We start from the raw sequence: 22321 nt of genomic DNA, 5'->3' as shown, positions 1-22321 counted from the left end.
TATAGTAAGAACAAGAAATACACTTATGAATATCCTATCCATAAGTGTATTACGGTTCTTTAATTGATTGTAGCAATCGTACTAGTGTAGGATGAGGCAGTAATATCGCGCGGATATACTCCAAGACCACCATTGTTGTCAATATCTATGTTTGCTTTAAGTGTAAACGCGGACCAAAGCAGCTTTGAGCAGTTTTTGTCTCCATCATGGCCTGTTAACCTATTTGTTGCAAAGTTAAAAGAATAAGAGTCTCCTACCTGGCTAACCGCCCAATCCGCTGCATTGCTTTTTTGGGTGGAGGTTACATTAACTTTTTGAATAATGCTGTTTTTTTCAACATTACGTCCATTATATTTAATCTGCCGAACTCCATCACCCGGAACTGCCTCTACAATTTTATCGGAAGTAGAATACATACCAACATGCCCATGGTTATAATAAGCTGTATAGGAATCTGTATAATAGATGTTTCCTTTACTACTCATCGGCAGAGTATAAGAGCCAGCAGATCCTCCAAAAATGACAATATTCTCTTTGTCGTTGCCATTTTCCTTGGCAACTTTGTCGCCTTCTTCTTTATCTCGTATCAGCTCGGAGTGGACCATTTTTATAACCTCATCTTTTGATAGTTTTTGAGATTTGGCATACTCAGTGACAGATTCAAGAATTTCTTTTTCTGTGGTACCTGGCTGAAGTTTAACTATTTCTTTGAGGTAAGTACTGATCTCTGAGGATTTAGCAAAGCTTGAAGGTGAGAACGAAAGTGAAAGTCCTAAAGTTACTGCAAGTGCTACTAAGGCTTTTTTACTTTTTTTCATACCTTTCTTTCCTCCTTTTTAGGAATATTATGATAAAAATGGAATTTTTATCTATTTATATTGTAGTCTAGAGTAACCTTACCTGTGTATTGAGAAATAACATGTAAATAACCACACCTATACCTGTATTTTTTTTCTCTTTTTTCAATAAGATGTTGTTATTTCTTAATGCCATTTTCTATAGGAAAAGATCAAGTTCCTTAAGTTCCTTAGTTGCAATTATTAAGTTTAATTCCATATATAAATAACAGAAGGCTTCATGCCATCTGCTATTCTAGTTAATCTTTAGATTATTAATAAATCGAATTCAGTTTCAGAATCTTGAGTATTTTGAATAATAACAACGGACTCGAATTAAACTTAAAAGCCAATTGAGTAGTCTCTTCAATCCATGCTTCCGCCGTATCTTTAGGGTCTAATTGGCTACAGAAATCCAAGAGAGGGATATCAATAGGAACATTTTTTGAATGTAGTTTTTGGTAGACTCCTTTCTCTTTTTGTATATGTTGCACAATTTGAATCATTCTCTTCAATAAATTGGTGAACAGCTCTTTTTAATAAGGCAGGGTAAACTTTGGATGAAAATCTTACAGATCCAGCTAAGTTCATAAGCCCTGAACCAGGATACATTTTTTCAATAAACCAGACCCTTTTTTGAGCATTAGTTAAAGGGTAAAGTGTTTGATTAATCTTGGATTATAATCAAAAAGGAAATAAAAAGCATTAGTTGTGACTATATGGTTTCCCTTAGTTAAAAGTCACAACTCATTTAGGTGACTTTATTAAATGCAGGGAATTAAATTGTGTAAGACTAATTAAATCTTATAGGACCTTTACTGTACTTTGTAAAAAAAAAATCCATACATTTAATCAGTGTTCATCAAATGGGGAATATTCCATTATTTCAACTTAAATATTTGTTTTAAGTCAATAACAAAACCCCTATACTTTTAGCAGTACAGGGGCTTTTGCATATTAGATAGATGTTTTTTCATCCTCTATATCTTCTGATACAGAGTGACTTTTCTTACTTATAGTTTTTTTAATTTTGTTAACAGCATCTTCAAACAATACGTACACAACTGGTACAAACATGAGTGTCACGAACACTGAGAAAGATAATCCAAAAATTAAAGCGATTGCCATTGGTTTCTGATATTGTCCAGCATGACCTGTTGTAATTGCAAGTGGAATGGCACCAAAGACTGTTGTAATAAAAGTGATTAAGATAGGTCGAATCCTTTCTTTACATGCTGTTTTAATACTCTCATAGCGCGGCATATCTTTTAGCCTCAGCTGCTTTATGCGGTCTATCAATAGAATGCCGTTGTTGACTACAATACCGATTAGAATTAGCATACCCATAGCCGATAGGAGGTTTAGCTCTGTCTGGGTGATAAATAGTCCGATTAAGACCCCTGTCAGAGTCATTGGTATCACAAACATTACAACTATAGGATGAATCAGGCTATTAAACTGAATAGACATTATCGCAAACACTAGTAGCAGTGCTAAAGCTAGAACCAGATACATCTCGTTAGAGCTTTCCTGTTGCTGCTGAATACCGCCACCTAATTCAATAGAGTATCCAGGGGAAAGCTGAAATTGGCTCACAACTTTTTCGATTTCGTTGCTAACGGCACCCATGTCCCTACCTTCAATGTCACCTACAACCTGAATGGTTCTTTCGCCATTTTGATGCTTAATTTCATAAGGAGAAGAAACACTTTCATAACTAACGTATTTACTTAATGGCTCATCACCATTTATTGTAGTGATGGTTACATCCTCTAGTACAGCGGGATCCTCTAAATCTGTACCAAAAGACAGATATACCGGCAACTCATTTCCTTCAGTCGTAATACTTCCAAGCTGTTTATTAACAGAGAGGAGCTCCAGCTCTTCCTTTATATCCGCTGGTGATAGTCCATCCCCCAGAAGATTAGACCTATTAACTCTTACAATTTTTTCTTCCTGGCTGTTTTCCAGTGTGCTCGTAAGCCCCTGCACCCCATCAATTTTGGAAAGCTCCGTTATAACGTTTTCGGTGATTGATTGAATCTGATTAAACTCCAAGCCTTTGATACTTATTTGTATCGGATAGGTGACAGATCCAGAAGACGTAACAGGGTACTCGTCGGACATCCTTTTTAAATTTTCATGAATACTTTGGTTTATTTCATCTTGGGACTTCGTTGCTTGTTCTTCTGGGGTCATTTTCACATAGATGTACATGCGGTTTCGGTCAAGTTTACGAACATTATAACCCTCAACATCAGGCGTATCAGTTAAAAAATCTGATATTCCCTGCGCTACTCTTTCGCGTTCTTCAGGTGTTGTATTCTGTTCAAGCCCTACATAAAACTCGGCCTGTCGGTTGTAGAAATCTGGGACGAGGGTAACTGGTACTGCAAAAGTCAGCAAAAGTGAACTGGCTGCTACAAGAATGAACAGAAACATTACGCCCAACTTTCTCTTGGCATTCTTGCTTATCCAGTCAATATACTGATTATATTTAGTAAAAAGTTTGTTTTCCTTTTCCTTTTTTTCCTTCTTTTTCACTTTCAAGAGCTTTTCAGACAGCACCGGGATAAGTGTAAAAGAAATAATTACAGAAGTTATCTGGCTAAACACAATGACGATTGATAAGATTTTAGCAAATTCCCCAATCTCTCCACTTATCAAGCCAATTGGCAGGAAGACGGTCATAGTTGTCATTGTAGAAGCGAGAACAGGTGTGAATACTTCCTTTGTTCCCTGTAGAGTAGCTGTTCTGTCATCTAGCCCCAACTCTTTTTTCTTGTATATAGACTCAAGTATTACAATGGATGAGTCTACAATCATTCCGAGCGCAATCCCCAACGCAAGAATACTTATCAAGTTCACACTGAGATCAAACAGAGCCATCAATAAGAATGTCAAAAGAACCGTAACCGGAATACTCATTCCGATAATAGCAGTTGCTCCGAAGTTGCGAAGAAGGAGCAGGAGAACCACCACAACTAACACGCCCCCGAAAATCACGTTTGTTTGGAGGCTACCAATAGAATCTTTGACAAAATCGGACTGTACAATTGTCTCTTCTATTATGAAGTCTTCCGCTTGGCCTTCTCCTTTGATCTTGTCCAATTCAGCACGGACGGCCTCAGTCATTTCTGCTTGTGTAACATCATTCGTGCGGCCAATGGATACCCAAACATAATTTGCATTTCCGTCCCGCCATAGTTCCTGGCTGTTTCTGCTCTCCTCCAATGTGACTTCTGCGATATTATCCAGATAGACGATTCCCCGTCCAGCCGGTATGATTATGTCCTCAATTTCTTCCACTGTCTTTAGCCTAGTATCCCATCTTAAAGTAGGGAGGCTACCGTTATCATCACTTTTTCCTAAAGAAACGTTGGTATTCTGCTGTGTTAATACTTTCTCGACAACATTGAAATCTAGATTGTACCTTTTCATCTGCTCATGATCTAATTTAATTTGAACTCTTGTTTCATTTTGTCCTACAATTCGCACCTTCAGGACTTCAGGCAATGCTTCTAGTCTTGGTTTTAAGGTATTTTCTGCAAATGCTGTCATCGAGCTAAGTTTCCCGCCATGTAAATCCATGAACATCTCATAGAATTGGGCAGTGGTGCTTCGAGTAGTCTCCAGTTCACTCACCTTTGGAAGATCCCTTTGAATTTCGCTCATGGCCTCTTTTAATTGGTCATATGCTTCATCCCCACTGTTTTCCTGGAAGGATACTTCTATAGTACTTAGACCTTCTGAAGATATAGACTCGTAGCTTTTAATCCCTTCAAGCCCTTCAATCTTCTCTTCAATAGCAAAAGTAATCTGTTCCTCCACATCGAGTGCCGGCATATTATCGGCATATGCAGAGATTGTGGCTGTGTCATAATTGATTTCTGGATAGAACTGGTTCTCAAGCTTATCAATAAAGACAAAGCTTAAAATAACAAGGAGCAGGAGAGAAAATCCCACAATTAATTTTCTTTCTAATAACAGCTTTAGCCAACCCATAGTGTCCCTTCTTTCATGAAATAATTTTAAAATATGTAAATAGTTTACAACACACAACTACTTAAAACAATTATATTTTTTAAAAAGATATATATTTGACTGAAGTATATAGTTTGGTTATAATGAGATCATGGATAGAATAACGATTATAAAAGGCAGCCTAGAAATTTGTGTTTTAAGTATTCTTTACAAAAAAAGGAGCTATGGTTATGAAATCATGAAAGAATTAGAACAATTCAACATCAAATTGAAAGGAGTAGGAAGTATTTATCCCATACTCACCCGTATTAAAGAAAAACAGCTTGTAAATGTTTACAAAGAATTTGGTGATGACGAAAGACCGCGTATTTATTATGAGCTTAACGACTTAGGAGTTGAGTTTCTCAGGCGGGAATTGAATGAATGGTTCGAAATCCAGCATGACATACAAGCTCTACTAGCTAAGAATGCAAGTAATCTTAAGGAGGAAAAGTAAAATAATGAAATCTGACCTAACTGTCCAGGAACAGCAATATGTAAATCAAATCCTTGATATTTTAAAATCCAGCGGAGTCAGTCCATCTTATCGAGAGGATGCCAAGATTCAATTAATCGAGCATATCCGCGAAGCCCGATTACATAATGAAGACTTCCGTAAGGATCTCGGCTCCCCCGAAGATTTTGCTCTTCATTTTATGGATACTGCAATCACAAAAGAGGAACTTCCAGGACATCGGATAGAATACCCATCTTCTTCTTACAAAAAGCCCGTCTCCTTTAAGACTCCTTTTGCTTTCATTCTGCTTGCTGGCTTCTATTATTTTGGACTTCAGTTTATAACTGTTTTGGCTTTTACACCTGTATTGGCTCCAGGAATTGGCTCTGAGTTTCATTTGTTCAAAGTCTCAGATTATCTTTGGTGGAATCTTTTGGTAATTGGTATAAATGCGCTCCTTGCTTTAGGACTTAGCGGCATGACTATGAAACTTCTAGGCAGGCGTTACCGTTTTTCCTGAGTATCACCTGAAAGGGGTGTCCGCCCCCGGCACCCCTTTCATATGCTACTAGTTTTTAATCATACTGCTTAACAAATTCTCTGTATCAATCTGGGCTCGCTGCAGCCGGTCACTGTAGTCAACATAAATGCTTTTCCATTCGCTGAATGCATCCAACGCAGCCTGCCCGGCTTCTCTTAATCCGTTCCCAGTATCTTTTGTACCGCCAAACGGCAACTGAATTTCTGCTCCCGTCGTTCCATGATTTATATAAACAATTCCAGTATCTATTCCGCGAATACCCATAAATGACTTATTTACATTTCCTGTGAATAGAGCTGCTGAAAGACCATAGCGACTGCTATTATTAATTTGGATTGCATGCTCAAAGTTATCAGCTTCAATAACACATAGTATTGGGCCAAAAATTTCCTCTCTTGCTAGCTTATGCTCAGCACTAATGGGTCCGAGAATTGTGGGCTTGAAGAAGTATCCTGTTTTGTCTTCAAATCTTTCTCCCCCATACAAAACCGGAATTCCAGATTCTTTTGCCTGATTCACATAGGACTCCATTTTCTGAACAGATGCCTCATTTATAAGAGGACCAACGTTAACATCGTTGTGACTTCCATTACCAACTTTTAAATTACTTGTCCTTAAAATAATCTTTTCCAATAGTTCATTATAAATTTCTTTTTCTACTATTACGCGGCTAGCAGATGTGCATCTTTGTCCGCTTGTTCCAAATGCAGCCCATACTACACCTTCTGCAGCCAGATCCAGGTTTGCATCTTTCAATACAATGACGGCATTCTTTCCGCCAAGTTCAAGCGAGACTCGTTTTAAGTTTCGTGCTGCCTGCTCATATACATTTCTTCCGCTTTCAGTTGAACCCGTAAAAGAAATATGAGCAACTCTCGGATCTTCAACAATTATCTCTCCGATTTCTTTGCATCCAAGAATAAGATTTACAACTCCTGGTGGTAATCCTGCTTCTTCAAAACAGCGGATAAACTCATTTGCAATAGCTCCTGTTTCAGGTGAAGGCTTCCATACTATAGTATTTCCAAGTATTATAGCCGGTAATATTTTCCACGAAGGGACAGCTACAGGAAAGTTAAATGCGCTAATTGCCCCTATGACTCCCACAGGTTCCCGAATAGTCATTGCCCATTTATTCGGCAACTCAGAAGGAATTGTATTGCCATACATTCGCCGTCCTTCTCCGGCCATATAATAAGCCATATCAATAGCTTCCTGGACCTCTCCTTCAGCCTCGATATTCGTTTTGCCAATTTCTTGAACAATGATATTAGCAAGCTCTTTTTTTCTTTTTTTGATAACATCTCCAATTTTGTAGAGAATCTCACCTCTTCTTGGAGCAGGAATCTCTTTCCACTTGTAGAAAGCGCTTTGCGCCTTTTCAATTGCCTCTAATACATCTTCCCTAGAAGAAATTTCTCCTGTAGATATTTGTTCTAATGTAGCTGGATTGCTGTTGATGAACTGACTTCCTCCAGTTCCACTTTTCCATTTCCCGCCTATATAATTCTCACACTCTTTCATTCCTACACACCTGCCATACTAAGCCTGTTTGAATAGAAATTCTCGGTAACTTCCATTACTGATTCTTCAATAATATCTAAAGCCTCTTCCAGTTCCTTTTCGGATATAACCAAAGGGACAAGAAAGCGGATTACGTTATTATAAAGACCTGCTTTAAAGAGAATGACTCCTTTTCGCAGACATTTCTGAATAATTTCCGAGGTTTCAGTATCAGCCGGCTCAAGAGTGTCGTGATCTCTTACTAGCTCAAATGCTAACATTGCCCCAGCTCCCCGAATATCCCCAATGAGAGTGGATTTATCTTTCATAGCCCTTACTTTTTCGAATATCTGATTACCTATTTGCTGAGCCTTTTCTCCTAGCTTTTCTTCTTCATAAATATCCAGAACTGCAAGCCCAGCAGCACATGAAATCGGATTACCAACAAATGTTCCACCAACGGCTCCATCACCTGCTGTGTCCATTATGCTTTTCCTACCGATAACAGCCGATAATGGAAGTCCTCCAGCAATAGATTTCCCGAGTGTAATGATATCTGGCTCAATGCCAAAATAATGTGAGCCTAGGAATTCACCTGTCCGACCATAGCCCGTTTGAACCTCATCAGCAATAAATATTATTCCAGTTTCATTGCATATTTTCTGTAAAGCCTTCAGGTAGCTAGCCGGCGGAGTAATAAAACCAGCCTCTCCCTGGATAGGTTCAATAATTAGGGCGGCCACTTCACTAGGAGGTATCTGTGTTATAAAGAGATTTAACAAAGCTTCTATCGCTTGTTCTGAAACTTCCTCCGGGTCATTTGTACCCATCCAGCGGTAGGGATTCGGATAAGGAATACGGTATATATCATTAAAAAACGGACCCATTTTCTCCTTATAAGGTTTTACTTTGCTTGTCAGTGAAAGTGAAAGCATTGTTCTTCCGTGAAATGCCCCTTCAAAGCAGATAATACCTCTTTTTCCGGTTGCCTTTCGTGCAATTTTTATGGCGTTCTCAACCGCTTCTGTTCCTGAGTTGAAAAAGGCAGCTCTTTTTCTTTCTTCACCCGGCATCATTCTACATAACCGGTCTGCAAGCTCAATGTAAGATTCATAGGGTATAACAGTAAAATCAGTGTGTGTAAAACGCTCGGCTTCTCTCTGAATGGTCTGAACCACTTTTGGATGGCTGTGACCGACATTGAGGCATCCAACTCCACCTGCCATATCCAGAAATACATTTCCATCCAAATCCCACACACGGGCTCCTTTGGCATAATCAACAATGGAAGGGACAAAAGTTCCGAATGCACGTGCCACAGAACCTTGTTTTTCCAATATTTTTACGGATTTTGGTCCTGGTAGATCTGTATGAATCTTCGCAAAAGCCATATTATCGCTCCTCTTAAACTGTATTCTTTTTCTAACGATTTTCCCTATTGTATTTTGAGATTTGTTTTTGAAAATCATATTCCGCTCTGCATATACATCCTCGGTGCCGGTGGCTTTACTGATTATACAGGTCCGTTTACTAATACTTAAAACGTGTTATGGTTTTACAGATATTTAATTTATTTAACTGCATAAACAGAAGAAATAGCGTTACGCAAACTAAGAGGTCTCATGTCAGTCCAAACTTTCTCAATGTGCTGCAGGCAAACCTCCTTCTCTCCTACTGTGCCTTCTTCCGTCCAGCCTGGTGGTGTATTTTTGTGCGCTGGCCAGATGGAATATTGTTCTTCATGGTTAAAAACAACTTTGTATAAAAGCGATTCCTGAGTCATCTTTCTCACCTCCTTAAAAAATTTAATATTCAGCCACTAAGTGGCGGTATTTACTTGATTCCATCCGTTCATCACTGACAATCCGTCCGTAATCGACATTAATAACTCTTTCGGCCAAGTGAAAATACTGGTCATCATGCGAAATAACTAGAATTGTTTTCCCACGTTCTTTAAGATCCTGGAGAAGATGCGTGTAAAAAATCTCCTTAAATACCGGGTCCTGATCTGCAGCCCACTCGTCGAACACATAAAATGGCCTGTCTTCAAGATAAGCTGTCAAAAGAGCTAGTCTTTTTCTTTGCCCTTGAGACAGCCTCGTAGTCGATAGCTTCCCATTTCGGATAGTAACTTTGTGGTCCAACTGTAACAGTTCCAGATAATGTTGAGCCTCTTCCTGTTGTTTTTCTAAGTCTATTCCCAGAAGATTATCAAATAGATAAAAATCACTAAACACGACGGAGAAGAGTTGACGGTAATGGTCTATACTATCTTTTGTCACTTCTTCGCCATCAAGAATAATAGACCCAGAGTCTGGCAGATAGAGGCCGGTAAGCATTTTCGCAAGTGTGGTCTTACCGCTTCCGTTCCCACCGACAAGAAAAACAATCTCTCCTGGTGTAAAAGTTAAGTTATCTATTTTCAAAGTGAAATTCAGGTCTTCTTTTTCTCTGTAATACTGATGAGTGAGCCCTTTAAATTCCAACTTCTCATAACCTCTTTTTTCCAGGTTGTTTTCTGTCAGTACATCGTCTCCAAGGGATAGGCCAAGGCTGTCTATTTTCTTCAGTGAGATATTTGCCCGTCCAAAGTTTGGCATAATGTTTAAAATAGTTATAAGCGGAGTCATCATATATAAAATCGCCAATGTATACCCCACCAAAATTTCTGAACTGACCGAACTGAAGACAGGACCCAGAAAGAGTACGAATCCTATGAAGAAGAGAAATAGCAGCTGCCCCCAATTTCCAGCAAATGTATACAGTGTCATCCCACGGACTGTACTTTGGTAAACTCCATGTACCGTTGGCTCTAGTTCATCCTGAAAGAAACTCAGTCTTCTTTTTTTATTGGTTTTGAGCTCTTTTGTACCCTGGGTAAGGGCATTAAAATGATTAAACAGCTCATCTTGTTTCTCCCTAGCCTGAATCAAATACTTATTGGCGAATTTCATCAATAGCTGGTAGCTTAGAAAAGCTGCCAGCATAAAACCGAGACCAATGCCTAAAACAGGCAGGGAGAGAAAACCCATATACCCAAGACATCCAAGGACAATTACCAAATTGGTTATGAGCATAGGGCTAACACTAACTGCATTCATAATCGCTGCTACGTCATCCGTAAGACTAGCCAAGAGTCTATGAGGACCTTTTTCTTCCAGAACGCGAAGAGGTGTAGAAAGAATCCTTTTGCTTAAATCTAGTCTTAACTCGATGATCGAACCTTGTGCAAGACGTATTAGGAGGTAGCCAGACACAAAACTAGTCAGCAACATAGCTAGGCATAGACCCGCGAACCCCAAAATAATACGGAGCATACCAGGATTCTCTAGTGTCAGAATATGATTGACCAGAGCAATTACCAGAGTACCGCTGCCTCCAGAGATAATGCCAGCAACAATGGCAAGTACTACATTTACCTTTGAGGTGCTAAATAAGAATTTAAATATTTTCATAGTTCGTTTCTCACCTGTTCCTGGTAGGAATTCTTTGGTTTGACCAGCTTTGTCTTTAATCCCTCAAGATGTAGAGGAGAAAATCTAATAGTATCTTTTGGCAATTCTTCATACATAACCTTTCCTTCTGTTAAACTTGTCCAGAAGTTTCCTTCCTTGGCACCAGAAGTAAGGATAAGAAGATTAGAGCGTACTTTCCCAGGAAAACCACTATTCCACAATTGTTTTTTTATCTGTCTATTGAAATGGTCAAGCTGGAATATAGTATAAATATCCTGGTATTGGACTTCTTCACTAATCAAATCCTGGTCAACAAGAAGCTCCCTTGTTTTTTCCCATATTTCATCTTCCGGTAATTCCTTTAAGGATTGAGGATAGCTTTCATCCCCTCCTGTCTTGCTGATTGCCCTCCGGAGGAATTCTTCCTTCACTAAGGGATCGTCTGTTTCTCTCTTTAACGGTTCCGAAATAGCGTTATCTTCTATTAAAAACAGTGTCTCTATCTCTTCTCCTTCAATCTCCAGAATCTTCACAACCTCTAATGCAAGCAAGCATCCTGTTGATTGCGCACCGATTATAAATGGCCCTTGCGGTTTAAATTTCCTGATTCCATTTACCGTTAGTTGCGCTATTTCTTTTAGGTTTATATATGGTTCAGCCAATTCAACTTTTAAGGTTCCCACTTTTCTTAAGTCTGCCTCTTCAAGATCTTTCAGAAATGGAGGTGGCTGGATAGCAATTATCCGGTAATCTGACCCAATTGCCTCTGCGAGATCTGTTGCTTGAGGAATCATTGAAGACGGGTATATGGCTTCCATCTCTGATATAAAGAATAGCGTTGGACCCAAATCTGTCACTTCAGTAAACAATTCACCATGCCTACTAGTAAGTTCATTCTTAGTAAATGCATTAATTCGGCCGACAATGGAGTTTCTTCCAGTCGCTTCTTCCAAAATCTCATGAATAGTCGGCTTTTCATAAATCACATCTAATGGAATTTTTTGACCAAGCAGCTTTTCAATCTGCCCCATTAAGTGAACAACATTTAGGGAATTTCCCCCTAGTTCAAAGAAGTCGTCGTGTATTCCGATTTGGTCCACTCCGAGAATTTGCTGAAAGATTTTCACCATTTTTCTTTCCATAACAGTAGTAGCAGGTGTTATGTCTCTCTCACTTACAGTTCCAAGCATCGGTTCTGGCAGCTTACTTCTGTCCAACTTTCCATTTGGGTTTACTGGAAGCTCTTCCATCAAAATGATCCTCTCTGGCACCATAAAGCGTGGAAGACCTTTTCTCAGAACTCTTTTGGCTTCTTTTTCGTTTAGTTGCTCTCCATTTTCAGGTATTACATAAGCAACCAACATTCCATAAGGAGATAAATCATCTTTACGGTAGATAACCACACCTTCTTTAAACTCAGGCTGTTCTCTTATGATAGATTCAATCTCACTTAACTCTATTCGCAGGCCTCTCATCTTCACCTGACTGTCTTTACGGCCGATATATTCAATTTCTCCTTCGGGGCTATACTGAGCAAGGTCGCCAGTTTTATACAAACGTTCTCCTAATGAAGAGAAAGGATTTGGGATAAAACTCTCAGCTGTTAAACTTGGTTTTCCGTGATAAGCAGCAGCCAAGCCAAGTCCTCCGATATAGATTTCTCCAGGTACTCCAATTCCAGAAGGATGTAAGTTATCATCCAATATATATATTTTTGTATTGGACATCGGTCGTCCAATCCGAACAACTGCATCCTCTCTCCTACAAGCAAAAGATGTCACTTCAACTGAAGCCTCAGTTGGTCCATATTGGTTGTAAAGTTCAGCATCAAACATTCTAAAAAATGAATCTTTTATTTGTGAAGTTAAAGGTTCCCCGCTGCACATTACTCTTTTAATCGTAGTAATAGAACCAGCTTCCAGTGCCTTCAGGAACTCCTGTTGCATTGTTGGAACAAAAAACAGTGTAGTTATTTGGTGCTCTTTAATCAGGCCGGCAAGATAGCTGCTGTCTTTGTGGCCTTCAGGCTTCGCAAGTACAAGAGCTCCTCCTGTGCAAAGTGTACTGAAGATTTCAAATACGGAATAATCAAAGCTTAATGGCGTTTTGTGAAGTCCCCGTTCTTCCTGTGAAATCCCGTAGTGCTTTTGCATCCAGAGAATCCGGTTAACAACCCCTTTGTGGGCAACCATTGTCCCTTTAGGCCTTCCTGTTGATCCCGATGTATAAATCATATAAGCAAGCTTTGGCGCTGATTTTTGAATAGGAAGCGAGCGAGATGCATGCAGTATATTTTCTATATCGATAAGGCTGTCAGTGATTCCTTCAAGCTCTGCTGAGCGTTTTTCTGTAGTAAGGGTGCACTTTACTTTTGAATCCTTCAGCATATATTTGATTCGGTCTTCGGGATAAGAAGTGTCCAAAGGTACATAAGCACAACCAGATTTCAATATCCCAACCAAACCTGCGATCATTTCAGCTGAACGATCCATATAGATACCGATAAAATCATTGGTCATTCCCCTACTTTGCAAGTAAGCAGCTACTTTATCACTTTCTCGGTCAAGCCATTGATAAGTGTACTCCTTGTTCCTTTCAATCAGTGCCACCCTGCCTCCATCCTGTTTTTGAATAAGCTCATGAAGGGAAAGGTGTTCATCATTAAATGTTTCTTCATTTGAGTTCCAACCAAACACTACTTTTTCATAAATATCATCAGGCAGAAAAGGTCGATCATTATGCGGTTCTTCTGGGCATTCCGCAATGGACTTCAGAATAGTATGATAAATCCCTGCGATCAAATCCATTTGGCTTTCTGTAAATGTACTCTCATCGTAGGCCAGCGTTAGACGAATTTCATAGTCTGGCGGATGGTTCGAGAATGTGACCATTAATTTAAAATGGGTATCATTAGCTGAATGGCTGTTATATCCTTCAACCTGTATTTTGTCAGAAGTCAGCAGTGGCTCCATTGAATGAAAATACACATAATTAAAAGCTGTATCAAAGAGCGTAGACTGGTTAATATGACGTTGTATCTCCGGCAGAGGAAGTCTCCTGAATGGTAAGATCTTTTGCTCTGTTTCAAAAATCATCTTCATATGATCAATCCAGCTTCCTGAAAATACCTGCTGCCTGAATGGCAGTGTATTTATAAAAAGACCTTTGACCTTTTCCCCGTCTTTTTCCTCCATTCTGCCGTTAGAGACCATTCCTGTTACTATATCGCTTTGGCCCGTGATAGACTGCAGAGCTTTGATATGCGATCCAAGCAACATACTTTTTACAGGGATTCGATATTCCTCTGAAACTTGCTTTAGTTTTCTGGATGTTTCCTTTGACAGTTCTACAATCCTTCTTCTCACTCTAAAAGTGCCTTTTTGCTTCCGTTTTTCTTCATAAACCGGGAGCTTAAGAACTTGACACTCCGCTAAAAATTCTTTCCAAAATTCAATGTGCTCTGCACTATTAATAGCTTCCTGCTCAAGATAAATAAAATCCCTGTAGTCAATGGCCAGTTCTTCCCTGTTGGCTATTTCTTCCCCTTCCAGCAAATTGAAGTACACCTCAAAGATCTCAGCAAGTGTTGAAGTCAGGCTCCAACCATCAAAGATAAGATGGCACTCAGTTAAGCTGAACTGAAAAGTTTCCTCTGAACGCTGATGAATAAAAAAACGGAGCAGGCTTGGCTTTGTCAGGTCAAAAGTGTTCTTCTTCTCTTCCTGCACATATTCATCAATAATATTTTCCTGATCCGGATGGTCTAAATGTCTTATATCCATAAAGCCAACAGGCAGAAGTGCATTCTCGTGAACCATCTGCATGGGAATGCTAAAATTCTTAAGATCAAACGATGTACGAAGCATCACATTCCCAGCAACCACTTTCTGTACCGCTTTTGAAAATAAGGAGTAATCAAACTTCCCTTTAAGCAGCACGCTGTCAATATTATGATAAAGAGGCTGTTCAGGATATTGTTCCATGTGAAAGAACATTCCTTCTTGAACTTTTGCGAGAGGATACACATCCTTGACTCCTTCAGGAATAAGAGTCTTTTCTTCTTCAGGAACAAGAGCAAATGGTTCAAGAGAAGCTTTTCGGTTCACTTGGCGACCGGGCTCATTCAACAACTGGACAAGCTCTTCTATGGTTTGATTTTGAAACAGATCCTCTAGAGTGAAGAGGTATCCGACCTCTTCCGCTTTTGATATCACTTTTAGGCAGCGGATACTGTCACCACCTAGAGAGAAAAAATTATCATCGAGGTATACCTGTTTTTTGTTTAATATTTCCTGCCAAATGCCTGCAAGTGTTTTTTCCTTGTTAGTTTCCGGCAACCTGGCCGTTCTTCCAGGATGTTGGCCGCAGAGTTTTAGCAGCGCTGCCTTATCCGCTTTTCCGTTAGTCGTTAAAGGAATTGAATCAACAGAATGTAAATGTGCAGGGAACATGTACTTCGGTAAATCGTGAAGAAGCCTTTGCCTCAGTCCTTTAATTGCTATGTCATTAGCAAGTTCTTTAAAAACAACAAAAGCCGCTATTTCTTTTTCATTATTTTCATTGATCCTTACAGTTACTTCACAATCCTTTATCGAAGGATCGTTAGATATATAGCTTTTGATTTCTCCTAACTCAATCCGGTGTCCCTTGATCTTTACCTGGTCATCCGCCCTCCCGATATACTCAATATCACCACTCGGGAGTATCCTGCCAACGTCCCCTGTACGGTAAAGACGCCCGCCCTTATTAGAAAATGGATCCGGGATAAACCGCTCTGCAGTCAGAGCAAATCGGTTATTGTAACCTCGGGCAACGCCATCTCCGCTAACAAATATTTCTCCTTGTACTCCAATTGGAACAGGCTGAAAATCCTCATTAAGAATATAAATCTTAAGGTCGTTTAGTGGGCGGCCAATCAAACTTTTAGATCCCTCATGCGTTTCTTCTAATCGTACCTCCCGCCAAGTCACATGCACTGTAGTCTCCGTAATGCCGTACATATTGATTAGGTGAGTCCTGTCTCCGTACTTTTCAAACCAACGTGAGAGGTCATCAAAATGAAGCGCTTCGCCGCCAAAGATAATATATTTTAAGTTGAGGTTTGCAGGTACCTTTTCCATCTCATGTAACAGCTCTTTGAATGCTGAAGGAGTTTGATTCAATACGGTGATGTTTTGCTGAAGCAACAAGTTTAAAAATTCATTTGGGCTTCTTCTCACTTCGGATGGAACAATCACAAGTTTCCCTCCGTAAAACAAGGCTCCCCATATCTCCCAAATTGTAAAGTCAAAAGCCAGTGAATGAAAAAGTGTCCAAGCATCATTTTCAGAAAATGCAAAATGTTCCTCGGCGCTCCAAAAAAGTCTTCTGACGTTATGGTGCGTATTTAAGACTCCCTTTGGTTTTCCTGTCGAACCAGAAGTGTATATAATATATGCCACCTGTTCCGGATAAACGTCCATGGAATTTCCACCACTGCCCTCTAAATTCCAAGGATCTTCCTCGTAAATGATTGATTTGTAATTCCCACCCAGGCTAAAAGTATTTTTGAATTTTGCATGAGAAATTACAATGTTACACCGAGAATCTTCTATTATATCTAGCAATCTGCTCTCAGGCTGTTCAGGGTCGAGAGGTATATAGGTACCGCCTGCTTTCAGAACACCAAGAATGCTGATGATATATGAAATTGAACGGTCCTGCAGGATAGCTACCCTTGTCTCTCTTCCAACCCCGTTTTTTCTTAGGTAGTTCGCCATCCTGTTACTTTCTTGGTCCAACTCAGCATATGTAATTTCTTCTGTTCCATAGACGATAGCTGTCCGATTTGGAAATTTTTTAACTTGTTCAGCAAATCGTTCATGTATATTACCTTCTTTTGGATATTTGCAGCTCTTTTCTCCAAGCAGATAACTCTCTTCAATAGGAGTAATGGCTTTAATCTCTCCTAATCGTTCATTTGGAGAAAGGATCATTTCTGATAGAATCTGAAGATAACTATTAATCATTCTATTGATAGTTTCTTCTTCAAAAATTGTGCTATATTCAAAGAAACCTTCTATTCTCTCTGGTGTATCCAATAACGATAGTGACAAGTCAAATTTGCTAGTTCCCGTTTCTACTTCATAAGGTTGAAGAAGGCATTTATCCAGCCGGAGTGTGGACTGCTCTTTCCGCTGGTAAACAAACATAGACTGAAACACGGGATTATTAGTTAGGCTTCTTGTCACATTTAAGAGGTCAACCAGTTTATCGAATGGAAGCTCCTCATGATCCTGTGCCTCCCGTACTATTTCGGATATTTTCCTCATAAAGGCAACGGATGTCTCTTGGTGATCAATATCTGCTTTAAGAGGTAGAGTATTGGCAATACATCCTATCAGTCTTTCAGTGTCCATCTGCTGGCGATTGGCAACCGGAACCCCAAGTATAAGCTCTTTTTGATTAGTGTATTTGTATAAAAAAACATAATAGGCTGCTATGAAAATAACAAAAGGAGAAACCTTATACTCCACGCTCGCATCTCTAATAGCACTTACAATGACGCTGTCTACTTCAAATCTTTTAATGCTTCCTGCAGATTTCCCTTCTTTGTTCATGCCAGAATCTGCTGGAAGCATAAGGGGAGGAGGATTCTCCCCGATCTTTTTTTTCCAATAAGCAGACTGTCTGTCTAAATCCCCATTTTCAAATCTTCCACGTTGCCATTGTGCATAATCGGCATATTGTATGTTCAGTTCCTCAGACTTTTTCCCTGTAAAGAGGTCTGTTATCTCCTGCATCAGGACTCCTGTAGACCATCCATCAAATACTATATGGTGAAAAACCAATAACAGGATATGATCTTCTTCAGTAAGCTTGTAAATTTCTATTTTGTACAGAGGGCCGGAAGAAAGACTGAATGGGACAGATGCTGATTTTTTTATCTGTTCATTTGCTTTTTTTTCCTTTTCCTGCAATGTTTCCCCATTGATTTTAATTACAGGGATTTTCACCTCTTGATAAGGATTGATGTGCTGAGTTGGTGTACCCTTAGAATTTTCGAATCCCGCCCTCAGAACTTCATGTTTTTGTATAATCCTGTTAAAAACTTGTTCCAATTTATTAAAATCTGCCGGTCCAGTCATTCTCATGGCAAGCGGAATATTATAAGCTGCACTTGAACTTTTAAGTTCGGAAGCAAACCACATTCTTTCCTGCGCATAAGATAAAGGATATTCATTTTGATTCTCCCGCTTAGGAATGGTGTTTGCCGTTCTTAGTCCCATTTGCTTTTTCAATTGCTTTAATATCTCAAGTTCTTTTTCCAGACTCAAAGGTTACCCTCCTTTCATATCTTTGCTTCTTCGGAAGCCATTTTTTCGGCTTTTAGATAAGCTTCGGAAACCAGTCGAATATACTTATCTTCATGCGGGTATAGTTCTTGAATACCCTTTGCCAGATTTTCAACTGTCTCTGATTCAAATAACAGACTGACCGGTACATCGAGCTCATAAATTTTCCTTATACGGGAAATGATTTGCGTAGCGTTCAATGAATGCCCGCCCAGTTCGAAAAAATTGTCTCTGATTCCTACTTGCTCTTTTTTAATGACACTTTTCCATATCCCTGTTATTACTTGTTCCAATTCAGTTTTCGGAGAAACATACCTTCCTTTCTCAAGCCTATTGTATAAGGCCAGCAGTGAACTTCTATCTGTCTTGCCGTTATTATTAAGCGGAAACTCGGCTAAAGCGATAATTTTGGCTGGCACCATATACACCGGCAGCCACTTTCTTAAGTACTCTTTTATCTCCTCTTCTTCTGCATTCCCAGTGCAGAAAGCAAGGATCGTTGTTCCTTCTTGGACAAGTGGAAAGACGATTGCTTCTTTCACAGAAGGATGTGTCCTCAACACCGCTTCCACTTCATTTAAATCAGCCCGTTTGCCATTAATTTTTATCTGTTCGTCAATGCGTCCGACAAATTCAAGCTCACCGTTTACCATGAGGCGGGCAAGATCTCCAGTTTTATAAAGCCTTTTTCCGTGTTCGAATGGATCAGGCAAGAATTGAGTTGCGGTCAGGCTCCGGTTTTCAAAATAGCCGCGGGAAACAGATGTCCCTCCTATATAGAGCTCTCCAGTCTCCCCTACAGCTGTTCTTTCCATTTCCTTGTTCAGCACCAACACCTTCGTATTTCTAACTGGTTTTCCCATTGGCACAAACAATTCATTTTTGATAGAGGAGAACGTTGAATTCGAAGTAGTTTCTGTAGGGCCATATAGATTAATAACCTGTATATTCGGAAACAGCTCCCATGTATCTTTGAGCAGAACACTGCTGATTTTTTCTCCACCTACCAACAGATGAGTTATTCCTGTTTTTACTTTTTCTGCTAGGATATCATCTTTAAGTATTTCCCCCACTAGAACATTCCATAGAGAAGGAACTAGGTTCAAAGTATTCAGTTCATATTCTAAAAATTTCTCAAGAAAGCGAACTGGCTCAAGAACATCTTCTTCTGAAAAGAGTGTTACCTTTTTTCCCCTCATCAACGGATAAAACAGTTGTTTTAAAAAGGCGTCAAATCCAAGTTCTGAAATAAAAGGTAGCTTTAAGTCCTCGTTTTTGAACTGCTGATCCACCCATAAAATATAATTTAGCAGGCTGTCATGCTGAACTGAAACGCCTTTAGGCATACCGGTTGAACCTGAAGTGAAAAGTACATAAGCTAGTTGTTCAGGAAGAACGGAAGATACGAAAGGCACTTCATCTTCCTGCTGAATTTTTAATCGCTCTGCTTCCAAGTCCAGGACTTTAATGCCTAAGTTAATATCTTTCAAACCAGCTTGTTCTTTTGTAATCGCTAAGGATGCGCCACTGTTCTTAATAGCGTATTGTACTCGGTTAACAGGCCACTTCACGTCAATTGGAACAAAGCAGCCTCCCGCCTTTAAAACTGCTAATATACTAATGACAGCCTCTTCAGATCTTGGAAGAAAGATAGCTACACGGTCCTCTGGATTGATATATTGTTTAATATATCTTGCCAAACGGTTCACTTTGCTGTTAAGTTCCCTGTAAGAAAGCGTTTTGCTATCCACAACTAGAGCTGGTAGATCACTATGGGCTTGAAAGCTTTCCTCCAATAGCTCTAAGATAGAACTCCTTTCTCGAACAGAATCTAGACTATATGTTCTGTTTAGTTGGTCTTGTAGGAAATTCTCTTCTGTCTCAGTTAAGAAAGACAGGCATTTAAGTTTTTTCTCTGGGGAATCAGCACAAACCTTAAGATGATGGATAAATTCATTTAGCAATTTTTCTGCATCATCTCTTCTGTAGTTGCATGCATTAAATTGAAGAATCATTTTATATCCTTCTTCAGCAGGAAAAATTGTCAGAAAGAGTTTATGCTTTTCAGAATAGGTGGCCAAATCTTCGATAGATACAGAAAATGGTTCTGGCCAGTCAATCTTATCGATATAACGCGCCTGGTACGGAATAAAGTCTTCAGACTTTGACATAAGTGTCAGTGGATTCACATATTCTGCTTTATCAAACAGAGCCTTTGTATGCTTTTGCCACTTCTCCGCATATTCGATATACGTATAGTCGTTATAATCAAGCTGTACAGGCAACACTTTCTCAAACTGACCAACACTTTCTTTCAACTCTTCATATTCCCTTCCCTCTGCTACAACCCCGACCGGCATGTCTAAACAAGACAGTTTGGATAAGAACACTTTCCACCCGGAAAGAAGAAGAGAGGAAACAGAAAGGTTATACCGCATTCCTAAATTTTTTATTTCAGAGGATAGAGTCTGGTCTATCTGTTTTTTAATTCTTTGGAGACTAAGGTTTTTTGACTGCTCATTAAGTCTTTCGTAAGGAAGCACCGCTTGCCGCGGGATTTCTATTTGGACCTCTTCACTTTCATATATGTCATTCTGCCACTGGCTAAAATCTACATACTGAATAATTTCTTCTTCTGGTAACTGAGTGTTCCCAACATAAAGGCTGATAGCCTGATGGATAATCATTTTTAAAGAAGCTAGATCTGTACATAAACTTAATCCATAAAGATTAATTTCATATTCTTTATCTTTTAATTTTATTATCTCAATATGAACGTTTTTGCCTGCCCCAACATCTAATCTATTGCTTACAATCTGCTGGATGGACAAGTTATGGTCTTCCTCTTTATTTGAACTAGGAGAATATGAAAAACTAAAAGGCACTTTTTCATCAATTATTTGAAGAGGGTACTCCATTCCCTCAACCTCCTGGAACCTTGTTCGCAGGATTTCATAGCGGTTCATGCATTCTATTAAGCACTCTTTTATTCTTGGGATAGAAAGGATCCCATTCATTTTGACAGATAGAAAACTATAAAACGGAGCTTCATAGACACCTTGCAATTTCCAGATCCTTTTCTGATGGTTTGACAAAGAGTAGCCTTCCATCGTTTTCATAAACGTCCCCCCTTATTATTTATTCCAACTGCATGTTTCTGTCATTCCCACCAGTGTTCTTCGGTTTCCGGTATATGGTGAACGACCATGTGCCGTAAGCATGTTATCGAGCATCAGAATATCGCCTTCTTGCCAGGAGAACATCACTGTTTCTTCTTCGTACACTTTTCGGATATGCTCCAGTACTTCTGGCTCAATCTCTGTTCCATCTCCATAAAAAGAATTTTTGGGAACATCCTGGACATCATATTGCCTTAAAATTTCTTCCCTAATTTCCTTGTTAAGTGTAGTAAGGTTAAAAGCGGTTATTTGATTGAACCAGAGAGGTGCTCCGGTCACAGGATGATCTGTTATAGCGGGACGTATCTGTTCTATCCTCAAGTGATCATCCGTTTTCCAGATACAATCCATTGCGTTTTGTCTGCAAATCTCCTCTACTTCCTCCTTAAGTTCCGTTTGAAATACATCTTGCCATTTCATTCCTAGGGTAAGTCCAAGATTTCTTACATACATTACTTGTTTGTCTTCAAACTTTTTTCTTATCTGCGGATCAATCTTTTGATAGATTCTCCGGCTATCAGCTATTGGTGTTTCCCCACCTGAAACAGCTGCGATGTTACAGTAAAAAAAGATTTTCATTGGCCATTCGTTGCTGTAGGCCATTTCATTATGCAGCTCTATCCACTGATCTGAATCAAAATCAGTTGAAGTGTAAATTTGATTCTTTACTGCGCTTCTTGGAGTAGCATGATCTTTGTATTCAAGGAGGTCCCCTGCTATTTCACGAATAAAGGTATGAAAATCCCTAATACCCTCTACCTTAAAGCCTCTAAAAAGTATTCCTCCATGCTTTAGCAGGAAAGCATTTAGTTCTTCACGACTCTTACTGGCCCATTTGAATAAGTCTACTTCCTCAGAGTTCGGAGTGATTACAATAGGTAAGAACTTTCCTTCCTTTAGAAGATTCTTGGTAACAAGTGGCTTATTCATCTGTACAGTCTGCCTTGTTCTCCGTTCCACTTTTAGTGTTTTTGTCATTGTTTGGGCTCCCTT

Annotated in this window: 12 protein-coding genes; 2 read left to right on the top strand and 10 right to left on the bottom strand. The window is 39.4% G+C overall.

Features of this window, described 5'->3' with window-relative positions; all coding sequences use genetic code 11:
- Positions 1–59: 59 nt before the first annotated feature.
- From A361_RS04125 to A361_RS04115, 3 genes are all read right to left on the bottom strand, one after another.
- Positions 60–818, bottom strand: a complete 759-nt coding sequence (locus A361_RS04125) for a YiiX/YebB-like N1pC/P60 family cysteine hydrolase (protein WP_019379459.1) — start codon at positions 816–818, stop codon at positions 60–62.
- Between the two features lie 447 nt (positions 819–1265).
- Complete coding sequence (locus tag A361_RS31435) at positions 1266–1508, bottom strand: condensation domain-containing protein (RefSeq protein ID WP_157888569.1); 243 nt, start codon at positions 1506–1508, stop codon at positions 1266–1268.
- Between the two features lie 285 nt (positions 1509–1793).
- Positions 1794–4841, bottom strand: a complete 3048-nt coding sequence (locus tag A361_RS04115; RefSeq protein WP_019379461.1) for an efflux RND transporter permease subunit — start codon at positions 4839–4841, stop codon at positions 1794–1796.
- Positions 4842–4971: 130 nt separating this feature from the next.
- Between A361_RS04115 and A361_RS04110 the strand changes: the two genes are divergently transcribed.
- Positions 4972–5316, top strand: a complete 345-nt coding sequence (locus tag A361_RS04110; protein ID WP_019379462.1) for a PadR family transcriptional regulator — start codon at positions 4972–4974, stop codon at positions 5314–5316.
- A 4-nt stretch (positions 5317–5320) separates the two neighbouring features.
- Complete coding sequence (locus A361_RS04105) at positions 5321–5836, top strand: hypothetical protein (RefSeq protein WP_019379463.1); 516 nt, start codon at positions 5321–5323, stop codon at positions 5834–5836.
- Between the two features lie 48 nt (positions 5837–5884).
- Here the strand turns inward: A361_RS04105 and A361_RS04100 are convergent, their stop codons facing one another.
- The 7 genes from A361_RS04100 to A361_RS04070 form a co-directional block, all read right to left on the bottom strand.
- Positions 5885–7381: an aldehyde dehydrogenase family protein gene (locus tag A361_RS04100; RefSeq protein WP_019379464.1), complete on the bottom strand. Its 1497-nt coding sequence runs from the start codon at positions 7379–7381 to the stop codon at positions 5885–5887.
- 2 nt (positions 7382–7383) lie between these two features.
- Positions 7384–8751 carry a 4-aminobutyrate--2-oxoglutarate transaminase gene (gabT, locus tag A361_RS04095; protein WP_019379465.1) on the bottom strand — a complete coding sequence of 456 codons (1368 nt, stop codon included), beginning with the start codon at positions 8749–8751 and terminating at the stop codon, positions 7384–7386.
- A gap of 179 nt (positions 8752–8930) precedes the next feature.
- Positions 8931–9143: an MbtH family protein gene (locus A361_RS04090; RefSeq protein ID WP_019379466.1), complete on the bottom strand. Its 213-nt coding sequence runs from the start codon at positions 9141–9143 to the stop codon at positions 8931–8933.
- Between the two features lie 22 nt (positions 9144–9165).
- Positions 9166–10815, bottom strand: coding sequence for a cyclic peptide export ABC transporter (locus A361_RS04085; RefSeq protein WP_019379467.1), 1650 nt, complete (start codon positions 10813–10815; stop codon positions 9166–9168).
- Positions 10812–18131 (bottom strand): non-ribosomal peptide synthetase, encoded by a 7320-nt coding sequence (locus A361_RS04080; RefSeq protein ID WP_019379468.1) that lies wholly within the window; start codon positions 18129–18131, stop codon positions 10812–10814. The genes A361_RS04085 and A361_RS04080 overlap by 4 nt, the downstream gene beginning before the upstream one ends.
- Before the next feature lie 14 nt (positions 18132–18145).
- Positions 18146–21268, bottom strand: a complete 3123-nt coding sequence (locus A361_RS04075; protein WP_019379469.1) for an amino acid adenylation domain-containing protein — start codon at positions 21266–21268, stop codon at positions 18146–18148.
- Between the two features lie 15 nt (positions 21269–21283).
- Positions 21284–22306, bottom strand: a complete 1023-nt coding sequence (locus A361_RS04070) for a TauD/TfdA family dioxygenase (RefSeq protein ID WP_019379470.1) — start codon at positions 22304–22306, stop codon at positions 21284–21286.
- Between the last annotated feature and the right edge of the window lie 15 nt (positions 22307–22321).

The organism is Cytobacillus oceanisediminis 2691 (genome assembly GCF_000294775.2).
Classification (GTDB): Bacteria; Bacillota; Bacilli; order Bacillales; family Cytobacillaceae; genus Cytobacillus; species Cytobacillus pseudoceanisediminis.
This window is presented reverse-complemented; position numbering and strand designations above follow the sequence as displayed.